This is a genomic window from Parafannyhessea sp. LCP19S3_B1 (assembly GCF_052121955.1).
In the GTDB taxonomy this organism is placed as follows: domain Bacteria; phylum Actinomycetota; class Coriobacteriia; order Coriobacteriales; family Atopobiaceae; genus Parafannyhessea.
This window is the reverse complement of sequence record NZ_JBQKDH010000006.1, coordinates 91,991-118,142: the sequence shown is the minus strand read 5'-3', so window position 1 is coordinate 118,142 and position 26,152 is coordinate 91,991. Positions and strand designations below refer to the sequence as shown.

Sequence of the window (26,152 nt, the reverse complement as noted above, 5' to 3'; positions counted from 1 at the left end):
GTGCGTGCATGAAAAAAGTCACCTTCTACTATGTTCGGCACGGAAGGACCGAGTTCAACCGCGACAAGGTAATCCAAGGCGGGAGGGTCGATTCGCCCCTTGTGCCCGAGAGCGTCCCCACGATCGAGAGAAGTGCAGAAGCTCTTTCGCAAATAGAGTTCGCGAGGTGCTATGTCTCACCCCTAAATCGCACGCATCAGACGGCGGAGGTGCTGCTTGCGGGGAGGGATGTCGAGACAAAGGTGAACGCGAATCTCCGTGAGTTCGACTTTGGTGACATCGACGGTAAGCCCTATAAGGGCAACAGGGGGGCATTTGCTCGCTGCTTCCTGCGCCAGGACTTCTCGTCCGTGGGTGGCGAGAGCGGGAAAGAGGTGCGCGAACGTGTGAAGCGTGCATTCAAGAAGATGTACAAAGAGAGTGCCGACGGAGATGACGTCCTGGTAGTGGGACATGGCGCCTACCTGCGGTATGTGGTGCTCGAGTTTGCCAAGATGTCCGGTTTCTCCCGGAGGTTGGTCAGCACTACCATGCGCGTGCCAAATGCAGGCATTGCGACCATCGTGGCGACGGATGGCGAATTCGAACTCGTGTGTATGCCAGTAAAGGCGGAGAAGTTCAGGCCAATCGATTAGCAAGCTGGGGGGGCGGCATGCCGCCTCCCAGCTAGTTGCTACGTGCGTGCCCATATGCGACACGGCGGCCTATGGATACTTCGCGTTATTCCGAGCCGATGGAGTACTCGCTATACAGGTTTGCCCTAAACGTAGGATCTGTAGCCGCGCGAACGATATCGTCTTGTCGCCCATCCTCGTTAAGACGTGCGACAAGCTTCGCAAGCCGCTCCTCGCCGACTGTCTGGCCTTCTTCGAGTCCGATCTTGCGACCCTCGTCCAAGCCCAGCTTGTGTCCCTCGTCGAGTCCCAGCTGGCGACCTTCCTCAAGGCCAAGCTTGCGGCCCTCTGCGAGACCGAGCTCGCGACCCTTGTCGACATTGAGCTGATCCTTGATTGCCTGCACCATGAACTCAAGCCTCCATTTGCGGTTGTCGAGGACGTGCTCCACGGCCTCGTTGAGCCTTGAGGAGAGCTCTCCCGTGACCTTTCGAGAGGAAATGTAGTCAAGGAGCTCGTTAACCCGTGGGCCCTCCTGCGGTTCCGTGGGTGAAGTGGCTGCGAGAAAGATGGTGTGCACCCCGTCGTCTAGGCAGAGGTCTGGGTCGTCCTCGCAACGGCTTTGGAAAGAGTATACCCTGCGTCCCAGCCCAAATAAATCGAACCCGCAGATGAATATGACGTAGGAATCCCTGAGGGAGCGATAGGGGGCACCCCGGCTAATCTGGGAAAGGGCAAGCATTGCGTGATAGTAGCGCGAGCGCTGCGGAAGCTCGTGCGTGTCAGTTGCCTGCATCTCGACGCTGTAGACCGTTCCCCTGGCGTCACGGACGTAGACGTCAAGGCGTACGCCGTGTCCGTCTTCGGTTACGTCGATGGCATCCTGACGTCCAACGTACTCGATCTTCTCGATGTCAGTGGAGAGAATTGCCTCGAGCACCTCCTTGCAGAGGTCCTCATCAAGCATCACCTTTCCGAAGACGAAGTCGTTCGCGATGGTGAGAGATTTCCAACGGACCTCGAGCTCCTGAACCAGATTTCTGACGTCCTGCTCCATGTGCGCGCTCCTCTCCATGAATCGAACAAACGTTCTATAGTTGAACTATACCATGCCGTATACCCCTTTGCAACAGGGAATTTGCTGCAGATAAATGCAAGATAGTCAAGGCTCGGTCATTGCAGTGGGGACGTTTTCCGGCCAAATGTTTCCGCTTGGAGAAGCGGGGGGAGTTTTTCTCGACCTGCGTCCTACGCTGTGGCATATTGTCCATCAACGCATCCGTGTGGATGCGAATGTCTAAGGAGCGAAAGCGATGACCAACGACTTCGTCGCATACAAGGACTTCACCGACCTCGCGGCCAGCCGCGTGGTACTTGGTGTCGTTTCCTCGCTCCTACTAGCGAGCGCGCGCTAGACTGCACGCAGGTTGCTGCTAGCGCGTAATGTTTGACCCGCCGGAACGTGGGTTTGGCGCTCGCATCCCTTTTTTCACATAGCGCGGCGTCGGCTCTATCCGGTGGATGGTTGTTTGCGTATCTATTGACGTGCCACACCGTCCGAGAGGAGTCTTTCATGACCCGCAAGATCAACATCTTCGACACCACATTGCGAGACGGCGAGCAGTCGCCTGGCGCATCGATGAACACCGAGGAGAAGCTCGTTATTGCCCAACAGCTGCTCAGGATGCACGTGGACGTAATCGAGGCCGGGTTCCCCATTTCGTCTCCCGGCGACTTCCGCTCTGTTCAGGAGATTGGGCGCCTGGCGGGTGACGATGCCGTGGTCGTCGGACTCACGCGAGCGGTGGACAAGGACATTGACCGCGCTGCCGAAGCCCTGAAGACCGCTAAGCGCCCCCGCATTCACACCGGTCTGGGCGTTTCTCCCCAGCATTTGCGCGAGAAGCTGCGCATTAGCGAGGACGAGTGCGTCGAGCGTGCGATTCACTGCGTCAAGTATGCGAAGAAGTACGTGGACGATGTCGAGTTCTACGCCGAGGACGCGGGCCGCGCGGACCAGAAGTTCCTGGAGCGCGTGATACAGGCGGCCGTAGACGCCGGCGCCACCGTCGTGAACATTCCCGACACGACGGGATACCAGCTGCCTGACGACTTCGGTGCGCGAATCAAGGGCCTCGCGGACAACGTTCGCGGCATCGAGAACGTGACCATCAGCGTGCACACCCACAACGACTTGGGCATGGCGACGGCGCTGGCGCTCGCCGGCGTGAAGAACGGTGCGACGCAGATCGAGTGCACGATTAACGGTCTTGGCGAGCGCGCAGGCAACACCGCCCTCGAAGAGGTCGTCATGGCCATAAAGATGCACGGCGACGAGCTCGACGCGCACACCGGCATCGTCACGCAGGAGCTCACGAGGGCGAGCCACCTCGTAAGCCGCATCACCGGCATGAACGTGCAGGCAAACAAGGCCATCGTCGGCTCCAACGCCTTCGCGCACTCCTCCGGGATCCATCAGGATGGCGTGCTGAAGGCGCGCGACACCTACGAGATTCTCGACCCCGCGGACGTTGGCGCGGCCGGTTCGGAAATCATCCTGAGCGCGCGCAGCGGTCACGCGGCATTGAAGCACCGTCTGGCGGAGCTGGGCTACACGTTCCCGGACGACGAGTTCGACGAGATCTATCAGCGCTTCCTGGAGATTGCGGACCAGAAGAAGGAAGTGTACGACGAGGACCTCGAGTCCATGGTGCAGGAGCGTCAGCGTGACGCATCCGCCATCTACACCCTCGATGCGCTCCAGGTCTCCTGCGGTGACCCGCTGGTCCCGACGGCAACGGCGACCATCAGCGACGAGTCGGGCGAGAAGCACGTGGTGTGCGCGACCGGCACCGGTCCCGTGGATGCCGCATACAAGGCGGTCGACCAGGTTGTCAGCGTCCACGGTGACCTGCAGGAGTTCTCTGTCAAGGCCGTCACGCGCGGCATCGACGCGCTGGGGGAGGTGACCGTACGCATCCAGGCCGAAGACGGTCGAGTATTCACCGGGCGAGGCTCTGACAACGACATCGTCGTATCTTCCGCGAAGGCATACGTTAACGCAATCAACCGCATGATTCAGACGCAGCGCTCGAACGAAGGAAAGTAGTATGAGGCGAATCTCTGGCGCACAGGGCATTGTCGAGACCCTCGTCTCCGAGGGCGTCGACACCGTGTTTGGCTATCCGGGCGGGACCGTGCTCGAGCTCTTCGACGCTCTCTACGACGCCACGGACAAGATCAGGGTCATCGAGCCGACGCACGAGCAGCATGGCTGTCATTCGGCGGACGGCTACGCTCGCGCGACCGGAAAGACGGGCGTCGTGATCGCAACCTCTGGTCCGGGTGCAACAAACCTCGTGACGGGCATCGCCACGGCGTACCTGGACTCCGTACCGCTGGTGGCCATCACGGGCAATGTCTCGAACCAGATGATCGGGACGGACGCGTTCCAGGAGCTCGACATCACGGGCGTCACGCTGCCTATCACGAAGCACAACTACTTCGTGCGCGATGCGAGCCGCCTGCAGGAGGTGCTGCGCGAGGCGTTCCGGCTTGCGAACTCCGGCAGGCGGGGACCCGTCCTCGTGGACATTCCCGCCGACGTCCAGCGCACGATGATTGACTGGCAGGATGCGGAGCCGCTTCCCGCCGTAGAGCCTCCCCGTGCGTCCAGAGATGAGCTTGAGGCTGCTGCCACAGCTATAAACAGGTCTCGCAGACCGTTCGTGTACTTTGGCGGCGGAGCCGTCTGGAGCGGCGTGTCGCAAGAGATCGTCGACTTCGCAAAGAAGATCGGAGCTCCCATAGGGTGCTCGCTCATGGGCGTCTCGGGTGTCCCGACGGACGCACCCGGCTTCCTGGGCATGGAGGGCATGCACGGGCACTTTGCCAGTACGAGGGCGATGTACGAGTGCGACTGCCTGATCGCTCTGGGGGCCCGCTTCAACGACAGGTCTACGGGCGACCGTACGAAGTTCGCTCCGAGTGGCAAGGTCGTGCACGTGGACGTCGACTCGTCCGAGTTCTCGAAGAGCCTGGAGGACCAGGTAGAGGTCAAGAGCGACGTGCGTGCCTTCCTGGAGGACGTGGCCGAGCTCATAGAGCCCAATACCCACGAGGAGTGGGTGCGTCACGTGCGAGAGCTTCGTGCACAGGAGCGCGGCTACGCGGACTACCGAGAAGGGCTGACCCCAAAGAACGTGATGGAGGCCATAGATGCGGCGCGTTCCGAGGACATGGCGGTCGTGACCGACGTTGGTCAGCACCAGATGTGGGCGGCGCAGTATCTGCGCTTCGCGAAGCCGAGGACGTTCATCACCTCTGGCGGTCTGGGCACCATGGGCTTTGGCCTCGGGGCGGCGAACGGGGTTGCGCTTGCGACTGGTAGGCCCTCCATCCTGGTGACTGGCGACGGGTCCTTCGCCATGGACATGGCGGAGATGATCACAGCGGCGGACAACCACATACCCGTGTGCATCGTGCTATTGAATAACGGTGTGCTCGGCATGGTCCGTCAGATGCAGTCGCTCTTCAAGGAGCAGCGCTATTCCATGACCACCTTGAGGCATGGCGGCGCCGACTTCTGCGCCATTGCGCGTGGGATGGGGGCCGAGGCGACGAGGGTCCAGACGATCGAGGAGCTCTCCGAGGCCCTGGATCGGGCACTTCTCGCCCAGGGCGACCCGACGACGGCAGGGCCGAAGCTCATTGAGGTGCCGATAGACAAGGACGAGTTCGTTACGCCCGTTTTGCGGATTGGGGCGTCCATGGACGAGCTGATCGTGAACATGGACGACGTTCGCGCCAGGATGGGGAGGTAGGCGGATGACCACGTACAACATCGCCATCATGGTCAGGAACGAGTACGGCGTCCTCAATCGCGTTACCAGCATGTTCAGGCGCAGGCAGTTCAACATCCTGAGCCTGACGGTCTCCGAGACCGAGACGGAGCGGCTGAGCCGCATTACGGTGCAGTACGAGGGCGAGGAGCGCTCGAAGCGCCAACTGGTGGCACAGCTTGCCAAGCTGCCCGACGTCATCTCGTGGAAGGAGTTCGACCCGGAGGACTCCATCAGCTGCGAGCTGCTGCTCATCAAGATGGCGAACCGCAACGAGACGAGATCGCAGGTGCTTGACGCTGCGGATGCGTTCAGGGCGAAGATCGTGGACTACACCCGCGACTCCATCGTCTTCAGGATTGCCGGGGGAAGCAGGCGCATCGACAACTTCATCGACCTGATGCGCGACTTCGAGATTCTCGAGGTGTGTCGCACGGGGGTCGTGAGCCTGGAGCGCGGCCCGAGCGTGATGAGGGACGTGGCAAACGTCTAGGCGCGATTTGAAGGAAATGTGCCGCACATCGCGAGCGTGTTAACAAAGGGAGACCCAGACTCCCCATGGGAGCCTCTGTCACATAGAGTTTCCGTACCGTCCATCAAGCGAAAGGAAAGAACAGATGGCATTCAGGATGTTCCACGAGCAGGACTGCGACGTCAGCAAGCTCGACGGCAAGAAGGTCGCAATCATTGGCTACGGCTCTCAGGGTCACGCGCACGCGCTGAACCTGAAGGATTCCGGCGTGGACGTGAAGGTTGGTCTGCGCCCCGGTTCCAAGTCCAAGGCGAAGGCCGAGAAGCAGGGCCTCGAGGTCGTCTCCAACGCCGAGGCCGCCAAGTGGGCCGACATCATCATGATCCTGATCAACGACGAGTATCAGGCCAAGATGTACAAGGAGGACATCGAGCCGAACCTCGCACCGGGCAAGACCATCGCCTTCGCGCACGGCTTCAACATCCACTACGGCTGCATCACCGTCCGCCCGGACTGCAACGTGATCATGGTCGCTCCCAAGGCTCCCGGTCACACCGTCCGCTCCACCTATCTCGAGGGCAAGGGCACCCCGTGCCTGGTCTGCGCCCACCAGGACGCCACCGGCGACGCGTTCGACCTCGCCCTGGCCTACGGTGCCGCCATCGGCGGAGCCCGCGCTGCGCTTCTCGAGACCGATTTCAGGACCGAGACCGAGACTGACCTCTTTGGCGAGCAGAACGTCCTCTGCGGCGGCGTGACCGACCTGATGGAGGCTGGCTTCAACACGCTGGTCGAGGCGGGCTACGATCCTCGCAACGCCTACTTCGAGTGCATCCACGAGATGAAGCTGATCGTCGACCTCATCTACGAGAGCGGCTTCGCCGGCATGCGCTCCTCCATCTCCAACACCGCTGAGTACGGCGACTACACCGCCGGCCCGCACGTGATCACCGAGGCCGCCAAGGAGGGCATGCGCTACAACCTGAAGCGCATCCAGAACGGCGAGTTCGCCAAGGAGTTCCTGCTTGACATGTCCGAGGAGAGCCACCAGGTCCACTTCAAGGCGATGCGTCGTCAGCAGGCCGAGACCCTGATGGAGGAGACCGGCAAGAAGATTCGCGCACTGTATGCGTGGAACGACGAGGACAAGCTCCTGAACAACTAGGGATTTCCCGACGGTCGGATCGACTGCGAGAAAAGCGTGGGGACGCGGCTTGGGCATCTGTCCTGGGCCGCGTCTTTTTAGGCATCTACCTGCCGAAATGCTACCTGCTTGATTGCAATGCAACCACTTTGTTACGAGCGCACGGCATCTATGGAGTAGCGTGCCGTGGTGTGCAAATATAGGGACTCACGGTTCGTAACGATTCAGACGTTTGGAGGAGGATGTCCGATGACAGAGGCAAGATCTAACGCTCGCGGACGCATGAACTTCTCCGCTGAAATCCTAGCTATTATTTAGTTGCAGCCTCTTTTACAAAGGGGTTGCAACGCATGTGGGTCTTCGCCAGGGGCGGGGACTCTTTTTTTAGACATCAGACAAGGCTCGAGGAAGCGATACGACAGGACGAAAAGGGAAGGGGACCGATGGAACTGCAGCTGACAGGGGCTCAGATTCTGCTGGAATGCCTCAAGGAGCAGGGAGTGGACACCGTCTTTGGGTATCCTGGCGGCACGATCCTGGACGTGTACGACGCTCTGTACCAGACGAGCGGCATCAACCACTATCTTGTGAGCCACGAGCAGGGCGCCGCTCACGCCGCGGACGGCTACGCGCGCTCCACGGGGCGCGTTGGCGTGTGCTTTGCGACGTCCGGCCCTGGCGCCACGAACCTGACGACCGGCATCGCGACCGCAATGGCGGACAGCTCTCCTGTGGTTGCCATCAGCTGCAACGTCACCTCCCAGCTTCTGGGCAAGAACTCGTTCCAGGAGGTCGACAGCACCGCGGTCATGAAGCCGATCACGAAATGGACGCACCAGGTGTCCGACGTGAGCGAGCTCGCCTCCGTCGTGCGCGCGGCGTTCTTGGTGGCGCGTTCCGGCAGGCCGGGTCCCGTTTTCCTGGACATCACGAAGGACGTCACCCAGACGTTTACCTCGTACGCGCCCGTCCACCTCTCCGAGCACCTCTCGCACCTTGCCCCCGGTCTTCTGCCCGACGAGCTTCGCGCCTCGCTCGAGCCACCCGCGGTCGACGCGGCGGACGTAGACGAGGTCGTTCAGATGGTGCTGGAGTCGAAGCGCCCGATGATCATCTGCGGCGGCGGTGTGGTGCGCAGCAGGGCCAACGGCGAACTCAACCGCTTTGCGAACCAGATCGATGCGCCCGTTGCCATCACGGTCATGGGCGGTGGCGGCTTCAGGGGACGCGATCCCCTGACCACGGGCATGATCGGCATGCATGGCTCCCAGGCCTCGAACATGGCCGTCGACAACTGCGACCTGCTGCTGGCGCTTGGCTGCAGGTTCTCGGATCGCATCGCCCTCAAGCCTGACACGTTTGCCTCGAAGGCGAAGATCGTCCAGATCGACATCGACCCGTCCGAGATCGGCAAGAACGTCCACTGCGAGAAGGGCATCCAGGGCGACGTGCGCCAGGTGCTCCAGCTGCTGCTCAAGCGACTCGAGTCCGCGGGGCAGCTCGACCACTCCGAGTGGAAGGAGTTCGTGTTCTCGTACCCCACCGAGACGGTGTACGACGAGGAGGAGGGCCACCTCACCCCGAAGCAGGTGGACGACGTAGTCGCGCGCCTGTGCCCGCAGGACACCATCGTCACGACGGATGTCGGCCAGCACCAGATGTGGGCGATCCAGCACTTCCACTACGACTATCCGGGCCAGCTGCTCACGTCGGGCGGCTTTGGCACCATGGGCTTTGGCCTGGGCGCCGCCATCGGCGCGCAGGTGGGCAACCCCACGAAGCGCGTCATCCACGTCACGGGCGACGGCTCGTTCCGCATGAACTGCATCGAGCTCGCGACCGAGGAGCACTACAAGCTGCCCATCATCACCATCATCTACGACAACGAGGTCCTGGGCATGGTGCATCAGTGGCAGACGCTCATCTACAACGGCCACTACTCCCAGACGAACCTTGACAGGCCGCCCTCGTGGCCGGACCTGGCACGCGCCTACGGCCTGGACGGCAGGCGCGTCTCGACCGTCGCGGACTTCGAGGCGGCGCTGCGCGAGGCGCTCGACTGCGGTCACGGCTACGTGATCGACGTGGTGCTCGACCGCGACGAGATGGTGCGCCCCATGGTCCCCGGCGGACAGCACATCACGAACTTCCTCGCGGTCTAGCAGGCTGCGACGCGCAGGAAATCCAAAGTTCAAACCCAAGAAAGGAACCTCAGGATGCTCTCACTGGACAAGGTGTACAACGCCGCATACGCGCTACGCGGGGTCGCGCGAAAGACCGACCTCATCGCGGCACCCAACCTGGTCGAAGGGATGGACCTGCACCTGAAGACGGAGAACCTGCAGGTCACCGGTTCGTTCAAGATTCGCGGTGCGTACTACAAGATCAATCGCCTCAGCAAGGACGAGCTGTCCCGCGGCATCATCGCGTGCAGCGCGGGCAACCATGCGCAAGGCGTCGCGCTTGCGGCGACGCGCCTGGGTGTCAAGAGCGTCGTGTGCATGCCGGACGGCGCCCCCATCATGAAGGTGGAGAACACGCGCAGGCTTGGGGCGGAGGTGCGCCTGGTCAAGGGCACGTACGACGACGCCCACGACGAGGCCGTCCGCCTGCAGGAGGAGACGGGAGCCACGTTCATCCACCCGTACGACGACGAGGACGTGATCGCGGGCCAGGGCACCATCGGACTCGAGATCCTTGACCAGCTCGATGGCGTGGACGCCGTCGTCGTTCCCGTCGGTGGCGGCGGACTCATCTCCGGCGTCGCGCTCGCCATCAAGAGCCTACGCCCGCAGTGCAAGGTCTACGGCGTCCAGGCAGAGGGTGCCTCCGCGTTCGCGGATGCGTTCCACCAGGACAAGTGGGCCGCCTCCGACTCCGCCGTCACGTTCGCCGATGGCATCCAGGTCAAGGTTCCCGGCACCCTGAACTTCGAGATGGTCGAGAAGTACGTCGACGACATCGTGACCGTCTCGGACGACGAGATCGCCGCCGCGATCCTTGCGCTCATGGAGCGCCAGAAGCTCGTCGCGGAGGGCGCGGGGGCCACGCCGGTCGCGGCCTGCATGTTCGGCCACCTGCCCGTCGAGGGCAAGCGCGTCGTCTGCGTTATAAGCGGCGGCAACATCGACGTGAACATCCTGTCCCGCGTCATCAACCGCGGCCTTGCCATGAGCGGCCGCAAGGTCACGCTCTCGCTGAAGCTCACGGACAAGCCGGGCCAGCTTGAGCAGGTCAGCCACATCATCGCGGAGCTCGGCGCGAACGTCGTCTCCGTCGACTACGACCTGACCGACCCCGACCTGCCCATCTCGAGCTGCATCCTGCGCGTGGGCATGGAGACCCGTGACAACGACCAGATAGAGGAGATCCGTCAGCATCTGCAGGACGCGGGCTTCTCGCTTGCGAACTAGTTCAAATAGAAATGACACGCGCCCTCGGTGGGCGAGAAGAACGAGGAGGAACCAATGGAGGGAACCCCGGATCGCAAGCACTTTGCGAGCGACGAGATCAAGTTTGGCGCGCGTAACGCAGCACATCGCTCGCTGTTCCACGCGCTTGGCTGGACCGAGGAGGAGATGCACCGTCCCATCGTGGGCATCGTGAGCTCCCAGAACGAGATCGTCCCCGGCCACATGAACATCGACAAGATCGTCGAGGCCGTCAAGATGGGCGTCGCCATGGCCGGCGGCATGCCCGTCGTGTTCCCCGCGATCGCCGTGTGCGATGGCATCGCCATGGGCCACACCGGCATGAAGTACAGCCTCGTCACGCGCGACCTCATCGCGGACTCCACGGAGTGCATGGCGCTCGCGCACGGCTTCGACGCGCTCGTGATGGTCCCGAACTGCGACAAGAACGTCCCCGGCCTGCTGATGGCCGCGGCTCGCGTGAACGTGCCCACCGTGTTCGCGTCTGGTGGCCCCATGCTCGCCGGCCACGTCCATGGCTGCAAGACGAGCCTGTCGTCTATGTTCGAGGCGCAGGGCAGCTACTCCGCCGGCAAGATGAGCGAGGAGGACCTGGAGGACTACGCGCGCAAGGTGTGTCCGACGTGCGGCTCGTGCTCCGGCATGTACACCGCGAACTCCATGAACTGCCTGACGGAGGTCATCGGCATGGGTCTCTCCGGCAACGGCACCATCCCCGCCGTGTACTCCGCGCGCCTGGAGCTCGCGAAGCACGCGGGCATGGCCGTCATGGAGATGCTGCGTCGCGACATCCGCCCGCGCGACATCATGACGAGGGAGGCGTTCGCGAACGCACTCACCGTCGACATGGCGCTCGGCTGCTCCACCAACACGATGCTCCACCTGCCCGCCATCGCGCACGAGTGCGGCATCGAGCTCAACCTCGACAACGCGAACGAGATGTCGGCCCGCACGCCGAACATCTGCCACCTCGCACCCGCAGGTCGCACGTACATGGAGGACCTGAACGAGGCGGGCGGCATCTACGCCGTCATGAACGAGCTCTCCAAGAAGGGCCTGCTCAACCTCGACTGCATGACGGTCACCGGCAAGACCGTGGGCGAGAACATCGCGAACCACCCCGTGCTCGACCACGACGTCATTCGTCCGGTGGACGACCCGTACTCCGCAACCGGTGGCATCGCGGTCCTGCGTGGAAACCTCGCGCCGGACGGATCGGTCGTCAAGCGTGCGGCCGTCGCGCCGAACATGCTCGTCCATGAGGGCCCGGCCCGCGTGTTCGAGAGCGAGGAGGCGGCGCAGCAGGCCATCGACGAGGGCAAGATCGTCGCGGGCGACGTCGTGGTCATCCGCTACGAGGGCCCGAAGGGCGGTCCCGGCATGCGCGAGATGCTGAACCCCACCTCTGCGATCATGGGACGCGGCCTCGGCGAGTCCGTCGCGCTCATCACGGACGGCCGCTTCTCCGGTGCGACGCGAGGCGCCTGCGTGGGCCATGTCTCCCCGGAGGCGGCAAGCGGTGGCCCGATCGGCATCGTCGAGGAGGGCGATACCATCCTGATCGACATCCCGAACAACCGCATCGAGCTGAAGATCGACGACGCGGAGTACGAGCGTCGCATGGCGGCGTTTGTGCCCAAGTCGAAGGAGCTCCACGGCTACCTCAAGCGCTATGCCGCGCTCGTGGGCTCTGGCGCAAACGGCGCCGTCCTCTCGGCGGGGGAGTAGCATGGCCGCTTGGGACGAGGAGGCGACGTTCAGGAGGCTCCGCCTAGGCCTGCTTTCGCTTGCGGTCTTCCGGGGCGTGCTCGAGGATGACGTGACGGCCGCGCTCGCGCGCTGCATCGAGCTGGGCGACCGGCTCGAGGAGGACCCCGCGCGCCCGGGTCTGGAGCACGAGTACGCCGACGCGTACGCACGGCTTGTGGCGGCGCTGCTCGAGGCGGGCGACGCCGACCTCGCCACGCACGTGCGCACCGTGGTCCTCGACGACGAGAACGCCTACCTCAGGCGCCTTGGCGCTGGCGGAGGCGTCGCGCCTGAGCTCGAGGACGCCGCCGCGAGCGAGCTCAAGACGCTTGGCATGATGGCGAACCTCACGTCGGATGTCCTTCTCGCCCCGGTGGGCGAGAAGGACCTTCGCGCGCTGCTGCCGCGCTTTGCCAACTCCAGGATCGACCTTCCCGCGGCCTACGCGGAGAGGGCGGCGAGCATCGGTCGCACGGGCTGGGGCATGTACGCCCGCTACCACGTGTTTCGCGTGGACGGGGGCCAGATCGTTCCCGTGCGCTACCCAGACCCGCAGCGCCTGGAGGACCTCGTGGACTACGAGCGCCAGCGCAACGCCATCCTGGAGAACACCCGCGCGCTGCTGCGCGGGCTTCCCGCCGCTAACATCCTGCTCACGGGGGATGCCGGTACGGGCAAGAGCTCCACGGTCAAGGCCGTGGCGAACGCACTCGCGCCGGAGGGGCTGCGCATCCTGGAGGTCCGCAAGGAGCAGCTGCGCGACATCCCCGCGATTCTGGACCAGCTCACGCAGAACCCGCTGAAGTTCGTCATCTTCATCGACGACCTGTCGTTCTCGGCGGACGACGACAACTTCGCGGCCCTTAAGGCGATTCTTGAGGGCTCCGTGTCCGCGAAGTCCGACAACGTTGTGATCTATGCGACGAGCAACCGACGTCACCTGGTGCGCGAGCGCTTCAGCGACCGCGACGGCGACGACGTGCACCAGCGCGACACGATCCAGGAGATCGTCTCGCTATCCGACCGCTTTGGCATCCACCTTACGTTCTACAAGCCCGACAAGGGCGTCTACCTCGACATCGTCCACAAGCTCGCCGCGGACAGGGGCATCTCCATGGACGAGGGCAAGCTCGACCTCGCCGCGGAGCGCTTCGCCACCAGGCGCGGCGGCCGCTCCGCCCGCGGCGCGCGGCAGTTCGTGGACTCGCTTCTTGCGACGCCCGACACGCTCAACTAGGAAGGAGCAACCATGGCACGTCCCATGACGATGGCAGAGAAGATCCTCGCCGACCACGCAGGCCTCGACGAGGTCGTCCCCGGCCAGCTCATCGAGTGCGACCTCGACGGCGTGCTCGCGAACGACATCACGGCCCCGATCGCCATCAAGACGGTGCGCGAGATTGGCGCAGGCGTCTTCGACCCGACGAAGATCTTCCTCGTACCCGACCACTACAGCCCTAACAAGGACATCAAGAGTGCGGAGCAGACGAAGGTCACGCGCGACTTCGCCCACGAGATGGGCATCACCCACTACTTCGAGCAGGGCTGCATGGGCATAGAGCACGCGCTTCTCCCCGAGAAGGGCATCGTCGGACCCGGCGACCTCATCATCGGCGCGGACTCCCACACCTGCACGTACGGTGGCATCGGTGCGTTCAGCACGGGCGTGGGCTCCACGGACGCCGGCGTCGGCATGGCAACCGGCCGCGCGTGGTTCAAGGTGCCCGAGACCATCCGCATCCAGGTGGACGGCGAGCTGCCGGCAGGCGCCTCCGCGAAGGACATCATCCTGTACGTGATCGGCAAGATCGGCGTGGACGGCGCTCTGTACTGCGCCATGGAGTTTGCCGGATCCACCATCAGGAACCTCTCCGTCGAGGGTCGCCTCACCATCGCGAACATGGCGATCGAGGCCGGCGGCAAGGCGGGTCTCTTCGAGGTGGATGACGTCGCGCGTGCCTGGCTGGATGGCCGCTGCGAGCGCCCGTACAAGGAGTACCACTCTGACCCCGACTGCACGTACAAGCAGGTCGTGAAGATCGACGCCGCAGACGTCGTCCCCCAGGTCTCCTGGCCGCACCTGCCCAGCAACACGCACCCGGTCGCGGAGAGCTGCGACATCAAGATCGACCAGGCCGTCATCGGCAGCTGCACCAACGGCCGCATCGAGGACATGCGCGCTGCCGCCGACGTCCTGCGCGGGCGCACCGTGGACCCGAACGTGCGCTGCATCGTGATTCCGGCGACGCAGGGCGTCTGGCTGCAGTGCGTGCACGAGGGCCTCATGGACGTGTTCATCGACGCGCACTGCGTCGTGTCCACCCCTACGTGCGGCCCGTGCCTTGGCGGCTACATGGGCATCCTCGCCGCGGGCGAGCGCTGCGTGAGCTCGACGAACCGCAACTTCGTCGGCCGCATGGGCGACCCCACGTCCGAGGTGTACCTGGCAAGCCCCGCCGTGTGCGCCGCGTCCGCCGTCGCCGGGCACATCGCGCTGCCGTCCGACCTCGACCAAGCCTAAGGGAGATAGCATCATGAAGTTCAAGGGAACCGCATTTCGCTACGGGCGCGACGTCGACACGGACGTGATCATCCCCGCCCGCTACCTCAACACCTCCGACCCCGCTGAGCTCGCGAAGCACTGCCTGGAGGACCTCGACCCAACGTTCGTGAACAGGGTCAAGAAGGGCGACATCATAGTCGCGGACGAGAACTTTGGCTGTGGCTCTTCTCGCGAGCACGCGCCCGTGGCCATCAAGGCGGCCGGCGTGAGCGTGGTCATCGCGAAGAGCTTCGCGCGCATCTTCTATCGCAACGCCATCAACATCGGCCTGCCCATCATGGAGTGTCCGGAGGCCGCGGACGCGATCTCTGACGGCGACGTGGTGTACGTGGACGCGGACACCGGCGTCGTGAGGGACGAGACCACGGGCGCCACGTTCCAGGCGCAGCCGTTCCCGCCGTTCATCCAGGAGATCATCAACGAGGGCGGCCTGGTGGCGCGCACGAAGCGCCAGATGGCCGAGAAGAACGCGTAGACGGGGCGGGTTGGCCCCTCGGGAAGTAATCGACGGCGTGCCGCACGAGCGCGCCGAAGGAGGTTGTCATGGCGTCGAAGACGTACAGGATATGCACGCTCCCGGGCGACGGGATCGGCCCGGAGATCATCGCGGAGGCGGAGCGGCTGCTCGAGGCGGTCGGCACCGCCTACGACGTGGAGTTTGCGTGCGAGGACCAGCTCATAGGCGGCGCCGCGATCGATGCGACCCGCGAGGCCGGCGAGGACGTAAGCGCGCTTCCGCCCGCGACGCTCGCCGCGGCACAGGCAGCGGACGCGGTGCTGCTTGCGGCCGTCGGCGGCCCGAAGTGGAACGACACCCGTCCCGGCGCCGTCCGTCCGGAGCAGGGCCTGCTTGCCATCCGCAAGAACCTTGGCCTGTACCTCAACCTGCGCCCCGTTCGCGTGTACGAGGCGCTGCGTGACGCGTCGCCGCTGCGCGAGGACAGGCTCGACGGCGTCGACCTGCTCATCGTGCGCGAGCTGACGGGCGGCCTGTACTTTGGCGAGCACCGTCGCGAGCACGGCGTCGAGGGCGCGGGCGTCGCCGGTGCGGCCGGCGACAAGGCCGTCGACACCATGGAGTACTCCGAGTACGAGATAGAGCGCGTCATCCGCTGGGCGTACGAGGCGGCCGGCCGCCGTGACGGCATCGTGACCTCCGTGGACAAGGCGAACGTGCTCGAGACCTCCCGCCTGTGGCGCGAGGTGAACCACCGCCTGAACGAGGAGTACCCGGACGTCGAGGGCGAGGACATGCTCGTGGACAACTGCGCCATGCAGCTGGTCGCGAACCCGTCCCAGTTCGACGTACTCGTGACGGAGAACACGTTTGGCGACATCCTCTCGGACGAGGCGTCCATGCTGACGGGCTCGCTCGGCATGCTCGCGTCCGCCTCGCTCGGCACGGGCACCGCCCTGTACGAGCCGAGTCACGGCTCCGCGCCCGACATCGCGGGCAAGGGCATCGCGAACCCCATCGCGCAGATTCTCTCCGTCGAGCTGATGCTGCGCTACAGCTTCCAGATGGACGACGCGGCGGACGACGTCGCCGGTGCGGTGGAGGACGTGCTGGACGCCGGCTGGCGCACGGCCGACCTTGCGGACGACGACACTCCGGAGGACAAGCGCCTGAACACCTCGCAGATGGGCGACAAGATCATCGCGGCGTTCCAGGCACGGGCCCAGGCAAGGGCATAGCGCGACGTAGCAGACACCCACATACAGAAGGACGCGCCCGCACCCAAGCCGACCGGCAGGGTGCGGGCACGTCTGCCTAGCGCGACGAGCGGGCGAGGCGCAGGACCGACTTGGCGCCGCGCCTAGGCTGCGAGCCCCATGATGACGGACGCGAACGCGATGACCACGCCCACGATGGACTCGCCGCCAAGCACGCCGGACGCGACGACGAGGCCGTTCTGCTCATGCTCCGCAGAGAGTCGCTCGAGCTCCGCATCGTCTGCCCCCGTGGTGGTCGCGGCGTTCTTGCGGCGCCAGGCGGCATCGTAGGCGAGCTTCGCGAGCGCGCCCAGAAACGCGGTGAGGGACATGTAGAACGGCAGGTAAACGCCGAGTCCCACCATCATGGCGGGCAGCTTTGCCCAATAGAGCGCGATGCCGGCCGCAAGCCCTATCACGAAGGCGGGCACGCTGGGAATGCCAGATATCATGGTTGCGACGACGGACGCCTGCGCCGCGATGAACGCCTTGCCCGGGCCGAACGCACCCGGTCCGTACGCCGCCACGAGCGCGCACATGACGGCGGCCGCCACGACGGCGCCCACGATGCCGCCGAGGGCCTGGCCAAGCCACTGCGCGCGCGGGTCGGTCCCCAGAAGGTGGCCGGCGCGGAAGTCGTTCATCACGTCCCCGGCGAGTCCGCATGCCACGGCGACCATGCCCGCGACGAAGAACAGCCTGACCTGGCTGTGCTCGCCAAGAGCCGCCACGGCCAGAAGTACGATGAGGCCGAAGATCTCCATGGGGTCGATGCCGGTCTGGCCGCACGACTGAGCGCTCATGATGGTGGTGACGAAGGTGAGCACCACCACGACGACGGAAGCCAGGGGAGAAAGGCCAAGCCCCAGGCACGCGAGGACGGCCACGGCCGCGGTGGCCACGCCGAAGATCCCGGCGTCCGTGCGGAGGTTGCCCGACACCAGCGACTGGGGGTCGTTCTTCTCGCCCGGCGCGTCTTGGCGGGCCTGGCGCACGAACGTGCCCACCTGCGGCAGGATGTCCTTGACGACGGTGGCGATGCCCGAGCCCATCATGAGGCCCATGCCGAGGCTGCTCACGATGCCCTGGGCGCTCGTCACGTTCCACAGGCCAAGGGCGCTGCCCGCGCCTATCAGTCCGAAGTTGGCGAACACGGCACCGCCGAACCAGAACGCCAGCGGCACGAAGCCCACGAGGAAGCCCACGGATAGCATCATGGGCGAGTTGTAGATGCCGAAGCTGACGCCGGGGATGGGCAGCTGGGCCAGCATGGTGGGGACCACGCCCAGGGCGTCGCGCAGCACGCTGTACGCGCCGGCGAGCCCCATGGACCAGAACAGCCTGGCGCCGGTGCTGCCGCCGGCCTCCGTCGCGCGCAGCGTCTCGGCCGCGGCGGTGCCAGTGGGGAACTCGAGCTCGTCCTCCACGATGAAGTGACGGTGTATGAGCGCGGTGCACACGAGTCCCAGCACGGTGCCGCACAGCGCCACCAGAAACATCTGCACCCAGCCCATCTGGTTGGCAAGGCCCAGCATCCATGCGCCGGGCAGCGTGAACGCGAGGCCGCCCGCGACCATGGCGCCGGCGGACATGATGGTGTGGGTGACGTTGGCCTCGTTCAGGCTGGCGTTGCCCAGAAGCCTGAGGAAGAAGAGCGAGATGACCGCCGCGAACACGATGGGCCAGGGCAGTGCCCCCAGCTTGAGGGCCGTGTACGCGGACGACGCCGTGATGATGACGCAGCCTATGGTGCCAATGATCGCTCCGCGCGGCGTGAGCTGCCCGCGCCACGGGGCGCGGCCGTTACCGTTGTCCATATGTGAGCTCCTTTGCGTATATCCGCTTCCCCTTGACGTGGAATGCGTCGGGAAGTCGGGTTACCGGACCGTCTGCCGTGCCGGACATGCAGGGCAAACGGTTAGAGTATACAGGTGGCGGGCGTGATGCGAAACCCTCGGGGACGCATGCCGCTCCCGCGCGGTCGGCTCGCTGCGTCCGCGCAAGACAGGTGCGAGCATGCGGAAGGCGGGGCGATGCAGGTGGGCGAGAAGGACGGGCCGTGCGGGTCGCTTGCGGTGGACGTGGGCAACACCAGCACGCGGCTGGGGCTGTTTGCGCCCGACGCCGCGCGCGACGCGGAGCCCGTGGGCACGTTCGAGGTCACGACCCCGGAGCGCCTGACCGCGGACGAGGCGCGCCTGCTGGCGGAGCGCGCGCTCGAGGTGCTGGGGCGCGACGCCGGTGCGGCTGCCGCGGCCACGGGGCGCGTGGGCGCCATACTCTCGTGCGTGGTGCCCTCGCTCACGGAGCCGTGGACGCGCGGCCTTGCCGTCGCGTGCGGCGCACGGCCGCTCGTGGTCGGGCCGGGACTCAAGACGGGCATCCGCATGGACTACCACGACCCGTCCGAGGTGGGGCCGGACCGCATCGCGGACGCCATCGCGGCGCGCGAGTCGCTGGGCAGCCCTGCCATCGCGGTCGACCTGGGGACCACGGTCAACCTGGAGGTGGTGGACGCCAGCGGCGCGTTTGTCGGCGGCGTCATCGCGCCGGGACTGGCGCTTGGCATGCGTGCGCTTGCGGGCGCGGCGGCGCGACTGCCCCAGATAGAGCTGAAGGTCCCCACCCGCGTGATCGGCAAGTCCACGCGCGAGGCCATGCTTTCCGGCGTGGTGCTGGGCGAGGCCATCCGCATAGACGGGCTCGTCCGCGGCATCGAGCGTGAGCTCGGCAGCGAGGCGCCCGTCGTGATGTGCGGCGACGGCGCTCAGGTGATCGCGGGGCTGCTCCAGCATCCCGCGACCGTGGACCCCACGCTCACGCTGCGGGGCCTGCACCTGCTCTACCTCGCAAACGCGCGCCAGCAGAAGACGGGCCCCAGGGCCACCAAGACACGACGCTAGGGGAGAAGAGCCATATGTCAGAGTGGAAGATCGACCAGAACATCAAGGCTGCGTTCTTCGACGCGGACGGGACCATGATCTCGTTCGCGACGCATCGCGTGCCGGAGTCCACCCTCGTGGCGCTGCGGGAGCTGCGCCAGAACGGCGTGAAGTGCTTCCTGTGCACCGGGCGCGCCCCGTACACCGTCGAGGAGGTGCCGCTTGACAGCCTCGAGGCGTTCATCCTGTTCAACGGGCAGTTCATCCTCAACCGCGACGGCATCCTGTACCAGGAGACGATGGACAAGGCGGACATCGCCACGATCGTGGGGCAGGTGCAGGACGGCATGTACCAGTGCCTGTTCATGACGGCAGAGCGCATGTTCGTGAGCGGCCACGACGACCTGGTGCGCAGCATCGAGGCGAAGGTGGGCCTCACCTACGAGGAGGACGACCCGGCCCTTGCGCTGGACGCGGACATCTACCAGCTGAACGTCTTTCTTGAGCCCGGTCAGACCGACGTGGTGAAGCGGGCGTGCAACTCCATCAAGATGACCCGGTGGACCCGCGAGTTCGTGGACGTGTTCCCGCGCGGCGGCGGAAAGGACCGTGCCGTGCGCAAGGTGCTCGAGCTCTACGGCATCGCTCCGGAGGAGGCCATCGCCTTTGGCGACGGCGGAAACGACCTCGGCATGTTCGGCGTGTGCGGCACCTCCGTCGCCATGGGCAACGGCAACCCCGAGGTGAGGGAGCAAGCGGACTTCGTTACCGACGACGTCGACCGCGACGGCATCTACAACGCGTGCGTGCGGCTGGGCCTTATCGGCTGCTAGCCGGACGGCTCGCGGCGGAGCCCTCCACGGCGTGCCCGCTCGCAAGCTCGAAGTGGCACTCCGCGATGCCCAGGTCGACCTTGCTGAAGAAGCCGCCCGTCGACTGCGCACTCACGCGGGTGCGGTCGCGGTTCAGCGTGAAGATGAAGTGCTGCTGGTTCAGGGCCGTGGGTGCGAGCGCCGCCGCCTGCATGCCATGCTGGAACCAGTCCGGCATCACGAGGCCGTGGGTGTTGCTGAGCTCGCCTATGCCCTTCGACCTGCGGGGACGTCCGTCGTCCACGCCAATGCCCAGCGCGACCACCAGCACGAGCCGCTCTCCCGCGCCAACGTCGCAGCGGGTCCTCTTGCGGCTGAACGTGCCGCCCACCCAGCAGCTGCCAAGGCCAAGTCGCCGCGCAAGGAGCACGATCTTCTCGCCAAAGTAGCCGCACAGCTCGTCCAGGTCCGGACCCTTTGGCCCCACCAGCGCAAGGTAGTTGCAGGCGTTCTGGAACTTGCCGTAGTGGGCGAGCATGGTCGCAAAGGCCTCGGGCTCGTCCCAGGCCAGCTGCATGTGCAGGCCGGAGGCAGCGTTTGCCGAGGCGACGGCCTGCTCGAGCGTGGCTCGGGCGTCCGTAGGCACCGCCTCGCCCGTGAAGCGCCTGACGGAGTGGCGGTGCTCGATTGCCCAGATGTCGTCCCGTGCCTGGTCCATGTGCTCCCTATCCCTCTTCTGGCGGCGTGGTCGCGCCGCTATGACACCGTGATCTCAGAGATGGTGGTGTCCTCGTACTTCGATCCCGGCGTCGCCGCCTCTATCGTGAACGTAATGGAGTTGCCGTCGACGGGCTCGGGCAGCTCGAAGCGGGTGATTGAGCCAAACTCGTTGTCGGGGAGGTCGGCGTCCATGACCTTCTTGCCGTCCACGGAGACGCCCAGCTTGGTGGCGCGCGGGTTCTTGTAGTACAGACTCTCGGACTTCTGGTAGCCGTTCGCGATGGAGAACGCCGAGAAGGTCTGGCGCCCGTTGCCGGAAAGCGTCACCGACTCCCCGATGCCAAGGCCGCTCGCACCCTCCGCCCAGCCGGTCGTGACGTTGCCGTCAATCAGATTCTGGGCACCGTAGTCCGCGTACTGGTCCGTCGGCAGCGTCGAGGACGCGCTGGCACGGGTGATGCCCTTGAAGCCCGCGTGCTCCTCGCTGGAGCTGGAGTCTGCGTCGTCCTCGTCGGAGCCGCCCAGCGCGATCTTCTTCGTGTCGCCGGAGTTCGACGAGTCGTCGGTCCTCACGATGGAGGGCTCCCTGTGGTTTGCGCTGAGCATCGGCATCACGCCCAGAATCACGCCCGTCACGGCCACCGCGCAGAGCGCGAGCACGCCAAGCGCGATGAGGGCGACCTTGCGTCCGCCGCGCTCCGGGTCCGGGCGAAGCGAGCCCGCCTTCGGGCGAGCCGGCGTCTGCGGCACCTCCCTGGGCGCGACGGCTCCGCCGGCCATTGCCTGCCCAGGCTCCGCCCGTCGCTCGCCCTGGGCGGCCTGGGTGGGATCAGCGCTCGCAGCCTGCCTTGGCTCCCAGGAGGCGTGCGCGGGAGGCATGGGCTGCGTCAGGTCCTGCGCCTTGTCCGGGGACTCGCCGGCGACCAGCCCCTTCGGGTCCGCCATGGCACAGAGGTCTGCTCCGCACTGCGGGCAGAAGCGCGTTCCCGGCTTGATTTTGGCGCCGCAGTTAGTGCAGAACATCTTGCCTCCTCGTCTTGGCCTGGTTCAAATGTAGCGCAAGACAGGTGCAGGCAACGGCCAGAATGCTACATGACGTGCGTCGAGAACACGGGGTCGTCCACCCAATCCACCACGTCGTTCGCACCACAGAGCGTTTCGTCCGCGTGTGCCCTCAGCGTTGCGGGCACGTCGATCAGGCGCTGGTTGGATGAGCCGCGGAAGCGCAGGGAGATGTCGTACAGACCCTGCACGAACGGACCGTCTACCAGCACGTCTAGGCACGCAAGCACGCGGTCCATGTCCGGCGAGGCGTGGTCTCCGTCTCCCGTCAGCTGCTCCCAGACGCGCCCGGAGTACATCCAGATGTCCTTTTCGGGCAGCTCCTTCCGCACGCGTTCGAGGAAGGGCGCAAGCGCGGCGACGTTCTCCGGCTCCGTGGGCTCGCCGCCCAGCACGGAGAGGCCATTCACGTACGAGGGACGCAGGCTCTCCAGCACCTTGTCCTCCACCTCGCGGTCAAAGGGCTTTCCAGCCGAGAAGGACCAGGCCTCCGCGTTGAAGCAGCCCTTGCAGTGTAGGCGGCAGCCGGACACGAAGACCGTGGTGCGCACTCCGATGCCGTTGGCGATGTCGCAGTACTTGATGTTGGCGTAGTTCATCGGGTGGATCCTTTGGAAGTGGTTTTAGTGAACTGAGCGTTGTGGAATGAGACCGTGAATATACACCGTATCGGTTTCCCGGTCATAGGAGTAGACCAAATAGAATGGCTCGATATTGCAGACACGCGCTTCATCGCCATATTTGCTTGCAAGAAATTTGGATTTTATGCGTATGCCGCTATCGGGAAAGGATTCTATCATGGATAGAACTGACTCCAGGCGCTTTTTGAGGCGGTGGGAATAGACCGTCTCGGCGTCATCGAGGAACGCGTGGGAAAACAGCACCCTAGCCATGGGCAGCCATTCGTTCGTCGAGGGCTTTGAGGAAGGCGTCGGTACCCTCGATGTAATCTCCCCGGTCGAAACAATCATCCGAAGCCCTTATGCAGGCTCGCATACGCTCCGAAAGAGCGGCCTCTTCGGCGGCCTCGCGCAGGCGTTCCTCAAAGAGGTCTTCGCTCATGAACACGAAGGCGGCGTTTCCGTTTTCCGTGATGTGGACGACGTTTTTGCGGGCGATATCCTTTATTTCGCGCTGGCGTGTTTTGAGGGCGGCAGACGAGTAAATTGCAGCCATGGAGACTCCTTTGCCAGAAAAATTAGGTACTATATATAGTACCTAATTAAGTACATGATATTAAGCACGAATCTCTCTGCATGAGGATTCGTCCGCTTGTATCTGGCTTATCAAGAAGGGTCCACCTCCTCGTGGATGGCGGTTCGCGAAGCGAGCGAGCGCAACGCGCGAGCGCCGAACATGTCCACGAGGGGGTGGACCCCATTTCATCGCTTACAGGTGAAGCACGCGGTCCCTGATCTCCTGTGTGCGGCCCTGGTTCCAGTACTGGGTGCCGATGTAGCCGCAGGTGCGACGTGCGACGTTCATCTTGGACTGGTCGCGGTTGCCGCAGTTGGGGCACTCCCACACGAGCTTGCCGTCGTCTTCCACGATTCTGATCTCGCCGTCGTAGCCGCAGACCTGGCAGTAGTCGCTCTTGGTGTTGAGCTCGGCGTACATGATGTTGTCGTAGATGAACTGCATGACCTTCACGACCGCCTCGAGGTTGTCCTGCATGTTCGGGACCTCGACGTAGCTGATGGCGCCGCCGGGGGAGAGACGCTGGAACTTGGACTCGAAGGCGAGCTTGCTGAAGGCGTCGATGTGCTCGGTCACGTGCACGTGGTAGGAGTTCGTGATGTAGCCCTTGTCCGTGATGCCGGGGATGACGCCGAAGCGGCGCTGGAGGCACTTCGCGAACTTGTAGGTGGTGGACTCGAGGGGCGTGCCGTACAGGGAGTAGTCGATGTTCTCGGCGGCCTTCCACTCCGCGCACCTGTCGTTCATGTGCTGCATGATGGCAAGGCCGAGCTCCTCGCCCTCGGGGTCGGTGTGGCTGTGGCCCGTGAGCGCCTTCACGCACTCGTACAGCCCGGCGTAGCCAAGGCTGATGGTGGAGTAGCCGCCGTAGAGCAGGGAGTCGATCTTCTCGCCCTTATCGAGGCGCGCGAGCGCGCCGTACTGCCACAGGATCGGCGCGGCGTCGGAAAGCGTGCCGCACAGGCGGTCGTGGCGGCAGCGCAGGGCCTTGTGGCACAGGTCGAGCCGCTCGTCGAAGATCTTCCAGAACTTGTCGACGTCACGGTCGGCGGACAGCGCGACGTCCGGCAGGTTGATGGTGACGACGCCCTGGTTGAAGCGGCCGTAGTACTTCGGCTTGCCCGGCTCGTAGTTCTTGGCGCGGGCCACGTTGTCGTAGCCGTTGCCAGAGCGGTCCGGGGTGAGGAAGGAGCGGCAGCCCATGCAGGTGTACACGTCGCCGTTGCCCTCGGTCTCGCCCTTGGACAGCTTGTACTCGCGCATCTTCTTCTCGGAGATGTAGTCGGGCACCATGCGCTTTGCCGTGCACTTCGCCGCGAGCTTCGTGAGGTAGAAGTACTCGTCGCCCTCGTGGACGTTGTCCTCCTCCAGCACGTAGATGAGCTTGGGGAACGCAGGGGTGATCCAGACGCCGGCCTCGTTCTTCACGCCCTGGTAGCGCTGCTTCAGCATCTCCTCGATGCAGAGGGCGAGGTCGTGCTTCTCCTGCGGGTTCTGGGCCTCGTTGAGGTACATGAACACGGTGATGAACGGCGCCTGGCCGTTGGTGGTCATGAGGGTGACGACCTGGTACTGGATGGTCTGGACGCCGCGTGCGATCTCGTCGTGCAGGCGCTTCTCGACGATCTGGTCGATCTTTTCGGTGCCGGGGTGCGCGTCGATGGCCTCCATCTCGGCGTAGACCTGGCGACGGATCTTCTTGCGCGACACGTCGACGAACTTGGCGAGGTGGTAGAGCGAGATGGACTGGCCACCGTACTGGCAGGACGCCACCTGGGCGATGATCTGCGTCGCGATGTTGCACGCGGTGCTGAAGCTGTGGGGCTTCTCGATCATGGTGCCGGAGATGACGGTGCCGTTCTGCAGCATGTCGTCGAGGTTCACGAGGTCGCAGTTGTGCATGTGCTGCGCGAAGTAGTCCGCGTCGTGGAAGTGGATGATGCCCTCCTCGTGGGCCTTCACCACGTCCTCGGGGAGCAGCTCGCGCATCGCGAGGTCCTTGGAAACCTCGCCGGCCATATAGTCGCGCTGGACGGACACGACGGTGGGGTTCTTGTTGGAGTTCTCCTGCTTGACCTCCTCGTTGTTCGCCTCGATGAGGCTGAGGATCTTGTCGTCCGTCGTGTTCTTCTGGCGCTTCTGGTTCTGCACGTAGCGGTAGATGATGTACTTGCGGGCGACGGTGAAGCGGTCGAGGGCCATGAGCTGGTCCTCGACGAGGTCCTGGACCTCCTCGACGGTCACGGTGTGGCCTGCGTCCGCGCACTCGTCCTGCACGTTGTAGGACGCGAACTTGACCTCGCGGTCCGAGAGCTGCTCGTCGGCAGGGGCCTCGGCGTTCGCGGCCTTGATGGCGTTCACGATCTTCTGAACGTCAAACTCGACCTCGGAACCGTTCCTCTTGATGATCTTCATGCCGTCGCCTCTCGATCTTGTGTGTTCAACGGTGCGCCCATGCGCACCTTATTGTTGTAAACGGGCAGCTTGGAGCCAAAAAATGCGCGCCACACGACGCGCCGTCCACTGGCCGTTGCTGCTGCGTTTGGTGTGCAGAACTACTATGCCACAATTGGTGGTGGTGCGTTTGTGTTGAAAACACCAGATATGGTTTCCTATTGTGTCAATCATGCCGAAAGTCATGATGAAAACCCAAGTCGCTGCAGGTCAAAAAATTGCGCGATTCAACACGCATTGCGAAACTGCTTAAAAGAAATTTGTTTGATTCATTTTGCGGAACGCGGACAATCTCCACTTGACACGGATTTCCGGCCGTCGGCGGGGCCCATTTGGGGCAATTGTCATCACAATACAACTATATATGGTGTAGTGATTTCCACAAGGTAATAGATGATGTGTTGCAGACGTTTCGGCGCGTGCAAGACGCGCGTGCCTGACGCGTGCTAGGCTGGCCGTATCCTACCCGGGCGCGGCGCCCGGGCGTCGCATGCGAGA

The 26,152-nt window shown here is 64.3% G+C and carries 22 protein-coding genes; 14 read left to right on the top strand and 8 right to left on the bottom strand.

All coding sequences use genetic code 11. The features are described from left to right. The first annotated feature begins 8 nt into the window (after positions 1 to 8). The gene (locus tag ACTQWE_RS04420) at positions 9 to 635 is read left to right on the top strand and encodes a histidine phosphatase family protein (protein WP_170103064.1); all 627 of its coding nucleotides are present in this window, start codon (positions 9 to 11) and stop codon (positions 633 to 635) included. An 85-nt stretch (positions 636 to 720) separates the two neighbouring features. On the opposite strand, the gene ACTQWE_RS04415 is transcribed toward ACTQWE_RS04420, so the two are convergent. After that, entirely contained in the window at positions 721 to 1,671 is a 951-nt protein-coding gene (locus ACTQWE_RS04415) for an Rpn family recombination-promoting nuclease/putative transposase (RefSeq protein ID WP_170103065.1), read from the bottom strand. Positions 1,672 to 2,187: 516 nt separating this feature from the next. On the opposite strand from ACTQWE_RS04415, the gene ACTQWE_RS04410 reads away from it, so the two are divergent. From ACTQWE_RS04410 to leuB, 11 genes are all read left to right on the top strand, one after another. Continuing rightward, a complete protein-coding gene (locus ACTQWE_RS04410) occupies positions 2,188 to 3,723 on the top strand; it encodes a 2-isopropylmalate synthase (protein WP_170103066.1) in 1,536 nt (511 codons plus the stop codon). Position 3,724: 1 nt separating this feature from the next. Then, complete coding sequence (gene ilvB / locus ACTQWE_RS04405; RefSeq protein WP_441855923.1) at positions 3,725 to 5,437, top strand: biosynthetic-type acetolactate synthase large subunit; 1,713 nt, start codon at positions 3,725 to 3,727, stop codon at positions 5,435 to 5,437. Positions 5,438 to 5,441: 4 nt separating this feature from the next. Beyond that, positions 5,442 to 5,948: an acetolactate synthase small subunit gene (gene ilvN / locus ACTQWE_RS04400; RefSeq protein WP_441855921.1), complete on the top strand. Its 507-nt coding sequence runs from the start codon at positions 5,442 to 5,444 to the stop codon at positions 5,946 to 5,948. A gap of 124 nt (positions 5,949 to 6,072) precedes the next feature. Beyond that, the gene (gene ilvC / locus ACTQWE_RS04395; RefSeq protein ID WP_441855919.1) at positions 6,073 to 7,092 is read left to right on the top strand and encodes a ketol-acid reductoisomerase; all 1,020 of its coding nucleotides are present in this window, start codon (positions 6,073 to 6,075) and stop codon (positions 7,090 to 7,092) included. 422 nt (positions 7,093 to 7,514) lie between these two features. Further along, a complete protein-coding gene (gene ilvB / locus ACTQWE_RS04390; RefSeq protein ID WP_441855917.1) occupies positions 7,515 to 9,233 on the top strand; it encodes a biosynthetic-type acetolactate synthase large subunit in 1,719 nt (572 codons plus the stop codon). Between the two features lie 54 nt (positions 9,234 to 9,287). Next, entirely contained in the window at positions 9,288 to 10,484 is a 1,197-nt protein-coding gene (ilvA, locus tag ACTQWE_RS04385; protein WP_170103069.1) for a threonine ammonia-lyase, read from the top strand. A gap of 54 nt (positions 10,485 to 10,538) precedes the next feature. After that, positions 10,539 to 12,230, top strand: a complete 1,692-nt coding sequence (gene ilvD, locus ACTQWE_RS04380; protein WP_441855914.1) for a dihydroxy-acid dehydratase — start codon at positions 10,539 to 10,541, stop codon at positions 12,228 to 12,230. Position 12,231: 1 nt separating this feature from the next. Next, the gene (locus ACTQWE_RS04375; protein ID WP_441855912.1) at positions 12,232 to 13,488 is read left to right on the top strand and encodes a DUF815 domain-containing protein; all 1,257 of its coding nucleotides are present in this window, start codon (positions 12,232 to 12,234) and stop codon (positions 13,486 to 13,488) included. Positions 13,489 to 13,500: 12 nt separating this feature from the next. After that, positions 13,501 to 14,772: a 3-isopropylmalate dehydratase large subunit gene (gene leuC, locus ACTQWE_RS04370; protein WP_441855911.1), complete on the top strand. Its 1,272-nt coding sequence runs from the start codon at positions 13,501 to 13,503 to the stop codon at positions 14,770 to 14,772. A 13-nt stretch (positions 14,773 to 14,785) separates the two neighbouring features. Then, positions 14,786 to 15,289, top strand: a complete 504-nt coding sequence (leuD, locus tag ACTQWE_RS04365) for a 3-isopropylmalate dehydratase small subunit (RefSeq protein WP_441855909.1) — start codon at positions 14,786 to 14,788, stop codon at positions 15,287 to 15,289. 68 nt (positions 15,290 to 15,357) lie between these two features. Continuing rightward, a complete protein-coding gene (gene leuB / locus ACTQWE_RS04360; RefSeq protein WP_441855907.1) occupies positions 15,358 to 16,509 on the top strand; it encodes a 3-isopropylmalate dehydrogenase in 1,152 nt (383 codons plus the stop codon). 122 nt (positions 16,510 to 16,631) lie between these two features. Here leuB and ACTQWE_RS04355 read toward each other — a convergent pair whose 3' ends face one another. Further along, positions 16,632 to 18,344 (bottom strand): OPT/YSL family transporter, encoded by a 1,713-nt coding sequence (locus ACTQWE_RS04355; protein ID WP_441855905.1) that lies wholly within the window; start codon positions 18,342 to 18,344, stop codon positions 16,632 to 16,634. A 216-nt stretch (positions 18,345 to 18,560) separates the two neighbouring features. Here ACTQWE_RS04355 and ACTQWE_RS04350 point away from each other — a divergent pair, with 216 nt between their 5' ends. Beyond that, positions 18,561 to 19,430 carry a type III pantothenate kinase gene (locus ACTQWE_RS04350; RefSeq protein ID WP_441855903.1) on the top strand — a complete coding sequence of 290 codons (870 nt, stop codon included), beginning with the start codon at positions 18,561 to 18,563 and terminating at the stop codon, positions 19,428 to 19,430. Positions 19,431 to 19,444: 14 nt separating this feature from the next. Continuing rightward, positions 19,445 to 20,242 (top strand): Cof-type HAD-IIB family hydrolase, encoded by a 798-nt coding sequence (locus ACTQWE_RS04345; RefSeq protein WP_441855901.1) that lies wholly within the window; start codon positions 19,445 to 19,447, stop codon positions 20,240 to 20,242. Here the strand turns inward: ACTQWE_RS04345 and ACTQWE_RS04340 are convergent. From ACTQWE_RS04340 to nrdD, 6 genes are all read right to left on the bottom strand, one after another. Then, on the bottom strand, positions 20,229 to 20,939 hold the full coding sequence (locus tag ACTQWE_RS04340; protein WP_441855899.1) for a nitroreductase family protein: 711 nt from the start codon (positions 20,937 to 20,939) through the stop codon (positions 20,229 to 20,231). The genes ACTQWE_RS04345 and ACTQWE_RS04340 overlap by 14 nt on opposite strands. A 38-nt stretch (positions 20,940 to 20,977) precedes the next feature. After that, complete coding sequence (locus tag ACTQWE_RS04335; RefSeq protein WP_441855897.1) at positions 20,978 to 21,964, bottom strand: NADase-type glycan-binding domain-containing protein; 987 nt, start codon at positions 21,962 to 21,964, stop codon at positions 20,978 to 20,980. A gap of 65 nt (positions 21,965 to 22,029) precedes the next feature. Then, a complete protein-coding gene (gene nrdG / locus ACTQWE_RS04330; RefSeq protein ID WP_441855896.1) occupies positions 22,030 to 22,602 on the bottom strand; it encodes an anaerobic ribonucleoside-triphosphate reductase activating protein in 573 nt (190 codons plus the stop codon). 24 nt (positions 22,603 to 22,626) lie between these two features. Beyond that, a complete protein-coding gene (locus ACTQWE_RS04325) occupies positions 22,627 to 22,896 on the bottom strand; it encodes a type II toxin-antitoxin system RelE/ParE family toxin (RefSeq protein WP_441855894.1) in 270 nt (89 codons plus the stop codon). Next, the gene (locus ACTQWE_RS04320) at positions 22,889 to 23,179 is read right to left on the bottom strand and encodes a hypothetical protein (protein WP_441855893.1); all 291 of its coding nucleotides are present in this window, start codon (positions 23,177 to 23,179) and stop codon (positions 22,889 to 22,891) included. Before ACTQWE_RS04320 ends, ACTQWE_RS04325 begins: the two co-directional genes overlap by 8 nt. 213 nt (positions 23,180 to 23,392) lie before the next feature. Further along, complete coding sequence (gene nrdD, locus ACTQWE_RS04315; RefSeq protein WP_441855891.1) at positions 23,393 to 25,615, bottom strand: anaerobic ribonucleoside-triphosphate reductase; 2,223 nt, start codon at positions 25,613 to 25,615, stop codon at positions 23,393 to 23,395. Between the last annotated feature and the right edge of the window lie 537 nt (positions 25,616 to 26,152).

What these genes read in the sequence shown, in the direction of transcription:
- ACTQWE_RS04420 (WP_170103064.1), top strand. Translation starts at nt 9, where the DNA reads ATGAAAAAAGTCACCTTCTACTATGTTCGGCACGGAAGGACCGAGTTC.
- ACTQWE_RS04415 (WP_170103065.1), bottom strand. Translation starts at nt 1,671, where the DNA reads ATGGAGCAGGACGTCAGAAATCTGGTTCAGGAGCTCGAGGTCCGTTGG.
- ACTQWE_RS04410 (WP_170103066.1), top strand. Translation starts at nt 2,188, where the DNA reads ATGACCCGCAAGATCAACATCTTCGACACCACATTGCGAGACGGCGAG.
- ilvB (WP_441855923.1), top strand. Translation starts at nt 3,725, where the DNA reads ATGAGGCGAATCTCTGGCGCACAGGGCATTGTCGAGACCCTCGTCTCC.
- ilvN (WP_441855921.1), top strand. Translation starts at nt 5,442, where the DNA reads ATGACCACGTACAACATCGCCATCATGGTCAGGAACGAGTACGGCGTC.
- ilvC (WP_441855919.1), top strand. Translation starts at nt 6,073, where the DNA reads ATGGCATTCAGGATGTTCCACGAGCAGGACTGCGACGTCAGCAAGCTC.
- ilvB (WP_441855917.1), top strand. Translation starts at nt 7,515, where the DNA reads ATGGAACTGCAGCTGACAGGGGCTCAGATTCTGCTGGAATGCCTCAAG.
- ilvA (WP_170103069.1), top strand. Translation starts at nt 9,288, where the DNA reads ATGCTCTCACTGGACAAGGTGTACAACGCCGCATACGCGCTACGCGGG.
- ilvD (WP_441855914.1), top strand. Translation starts at nt 10,539, where the DNA reads ATGGAGGGAACCCCGGATCGCAAGCACTTTGCGAGCGACGAGATCAAG.
- ACTQWE_RS04375 (WP_441855912.1), top strand. Translation starts at nt 12,232, where the DNA reads ATGGCCGCTTGGGACGAGGAGGCGACGTTCAGGAGGCTCCGCCTAGGC.
- leuC (WP_441855911.1), top strand. Translation starts at nt 13,501, where the DNA reads ATGGCACGTCCCATGACGATGGCAGAGAAGATCCTCGCCGACCACGCA.
- leuD (WP_441855909.1), top strand. Translation starts at nt 14,786, where the DNA reads ATGAAGTTCAAGGGAACCGCATTTCGCTACGGGCGCGACGTCGACACG.
- leuB (WP_441855907.1), top strand. Translation starts at nt 15,358, where the DNA reads ATGGCGTCGAAGACGTACAGGATATGCACGCTCCCGGGCGACGGGATC.
- ACTQWE_RS04355 (WP_441855905.1), bottom strand. Translation starts at nt 18,344, where the DNA reads ATGGACAACGGTAACGGCCGCGCCCCGTGGCGCGGGCAGCTCACGCCG.
- ACTQWE_RS04350 (WP_441855903.1), top strand. Translation starts at nt 18,561, where the DNA reads ATGCAGGTGGGCGAGAAGGACGGGCCGTGCGGGTCGCTTGCGGTGGAC.
- ACTQWE_RS04345 (WP_441855901.1), top strand. Translation starts at nt 19,445, where the DNA reads ATGTCAGAGTGGAAGATCGACCAGAACATCAAGGCTGCGTTCTTCGAC.
- ACTQWE_RS04340 (WP_441855899.1), bottom strand. Translation starts at nt 20,939, where the DNA reads ATGGACCAGGCACGGGACGACATCTGGGCAATCGAGCACCGCCACTCC.
- ACTQWE_RS04335 (WP_441855897.1), bottom strand. Translation starts at nt 21,964, where the DNA reads ATGTTCTGCACTAACTGCGGCGCCAAAATCAAGCCGGGAACGCGCTTC.
- nrdG (WP_441855896.1), bottom strand. Translation starts at nt 22,602, where the DNA reads ATGAACTACGCCAACATCAAGTACTGCGACATCGCCAACGGCATCGGA.
- ACTQWE_RS04325 (WP_441855894.1), bottom strand. Translation starts at nt 22,896, where the DNA reads ATGGCTAGGGTGCTGTTTTCCCACGCGTTCCTCGATGACGCCGAGACG.
- ACTQWE_RS04320 (WP_441855893.1), bottom strand. Translation starts at nt 23,179, where the DNA reads ATGGCTGCAATTTACTCGTCTGCCGCCCTCAAAACACGCCAGCGCGAA.
- nrdD (WP_441855891.1), bottom strand. Translation starts at nt 25,615, where the DNA reads ATGAAGATCATCAAGAGGAACGGTTCCGAGGTCGAGTTTGACGTTCAG.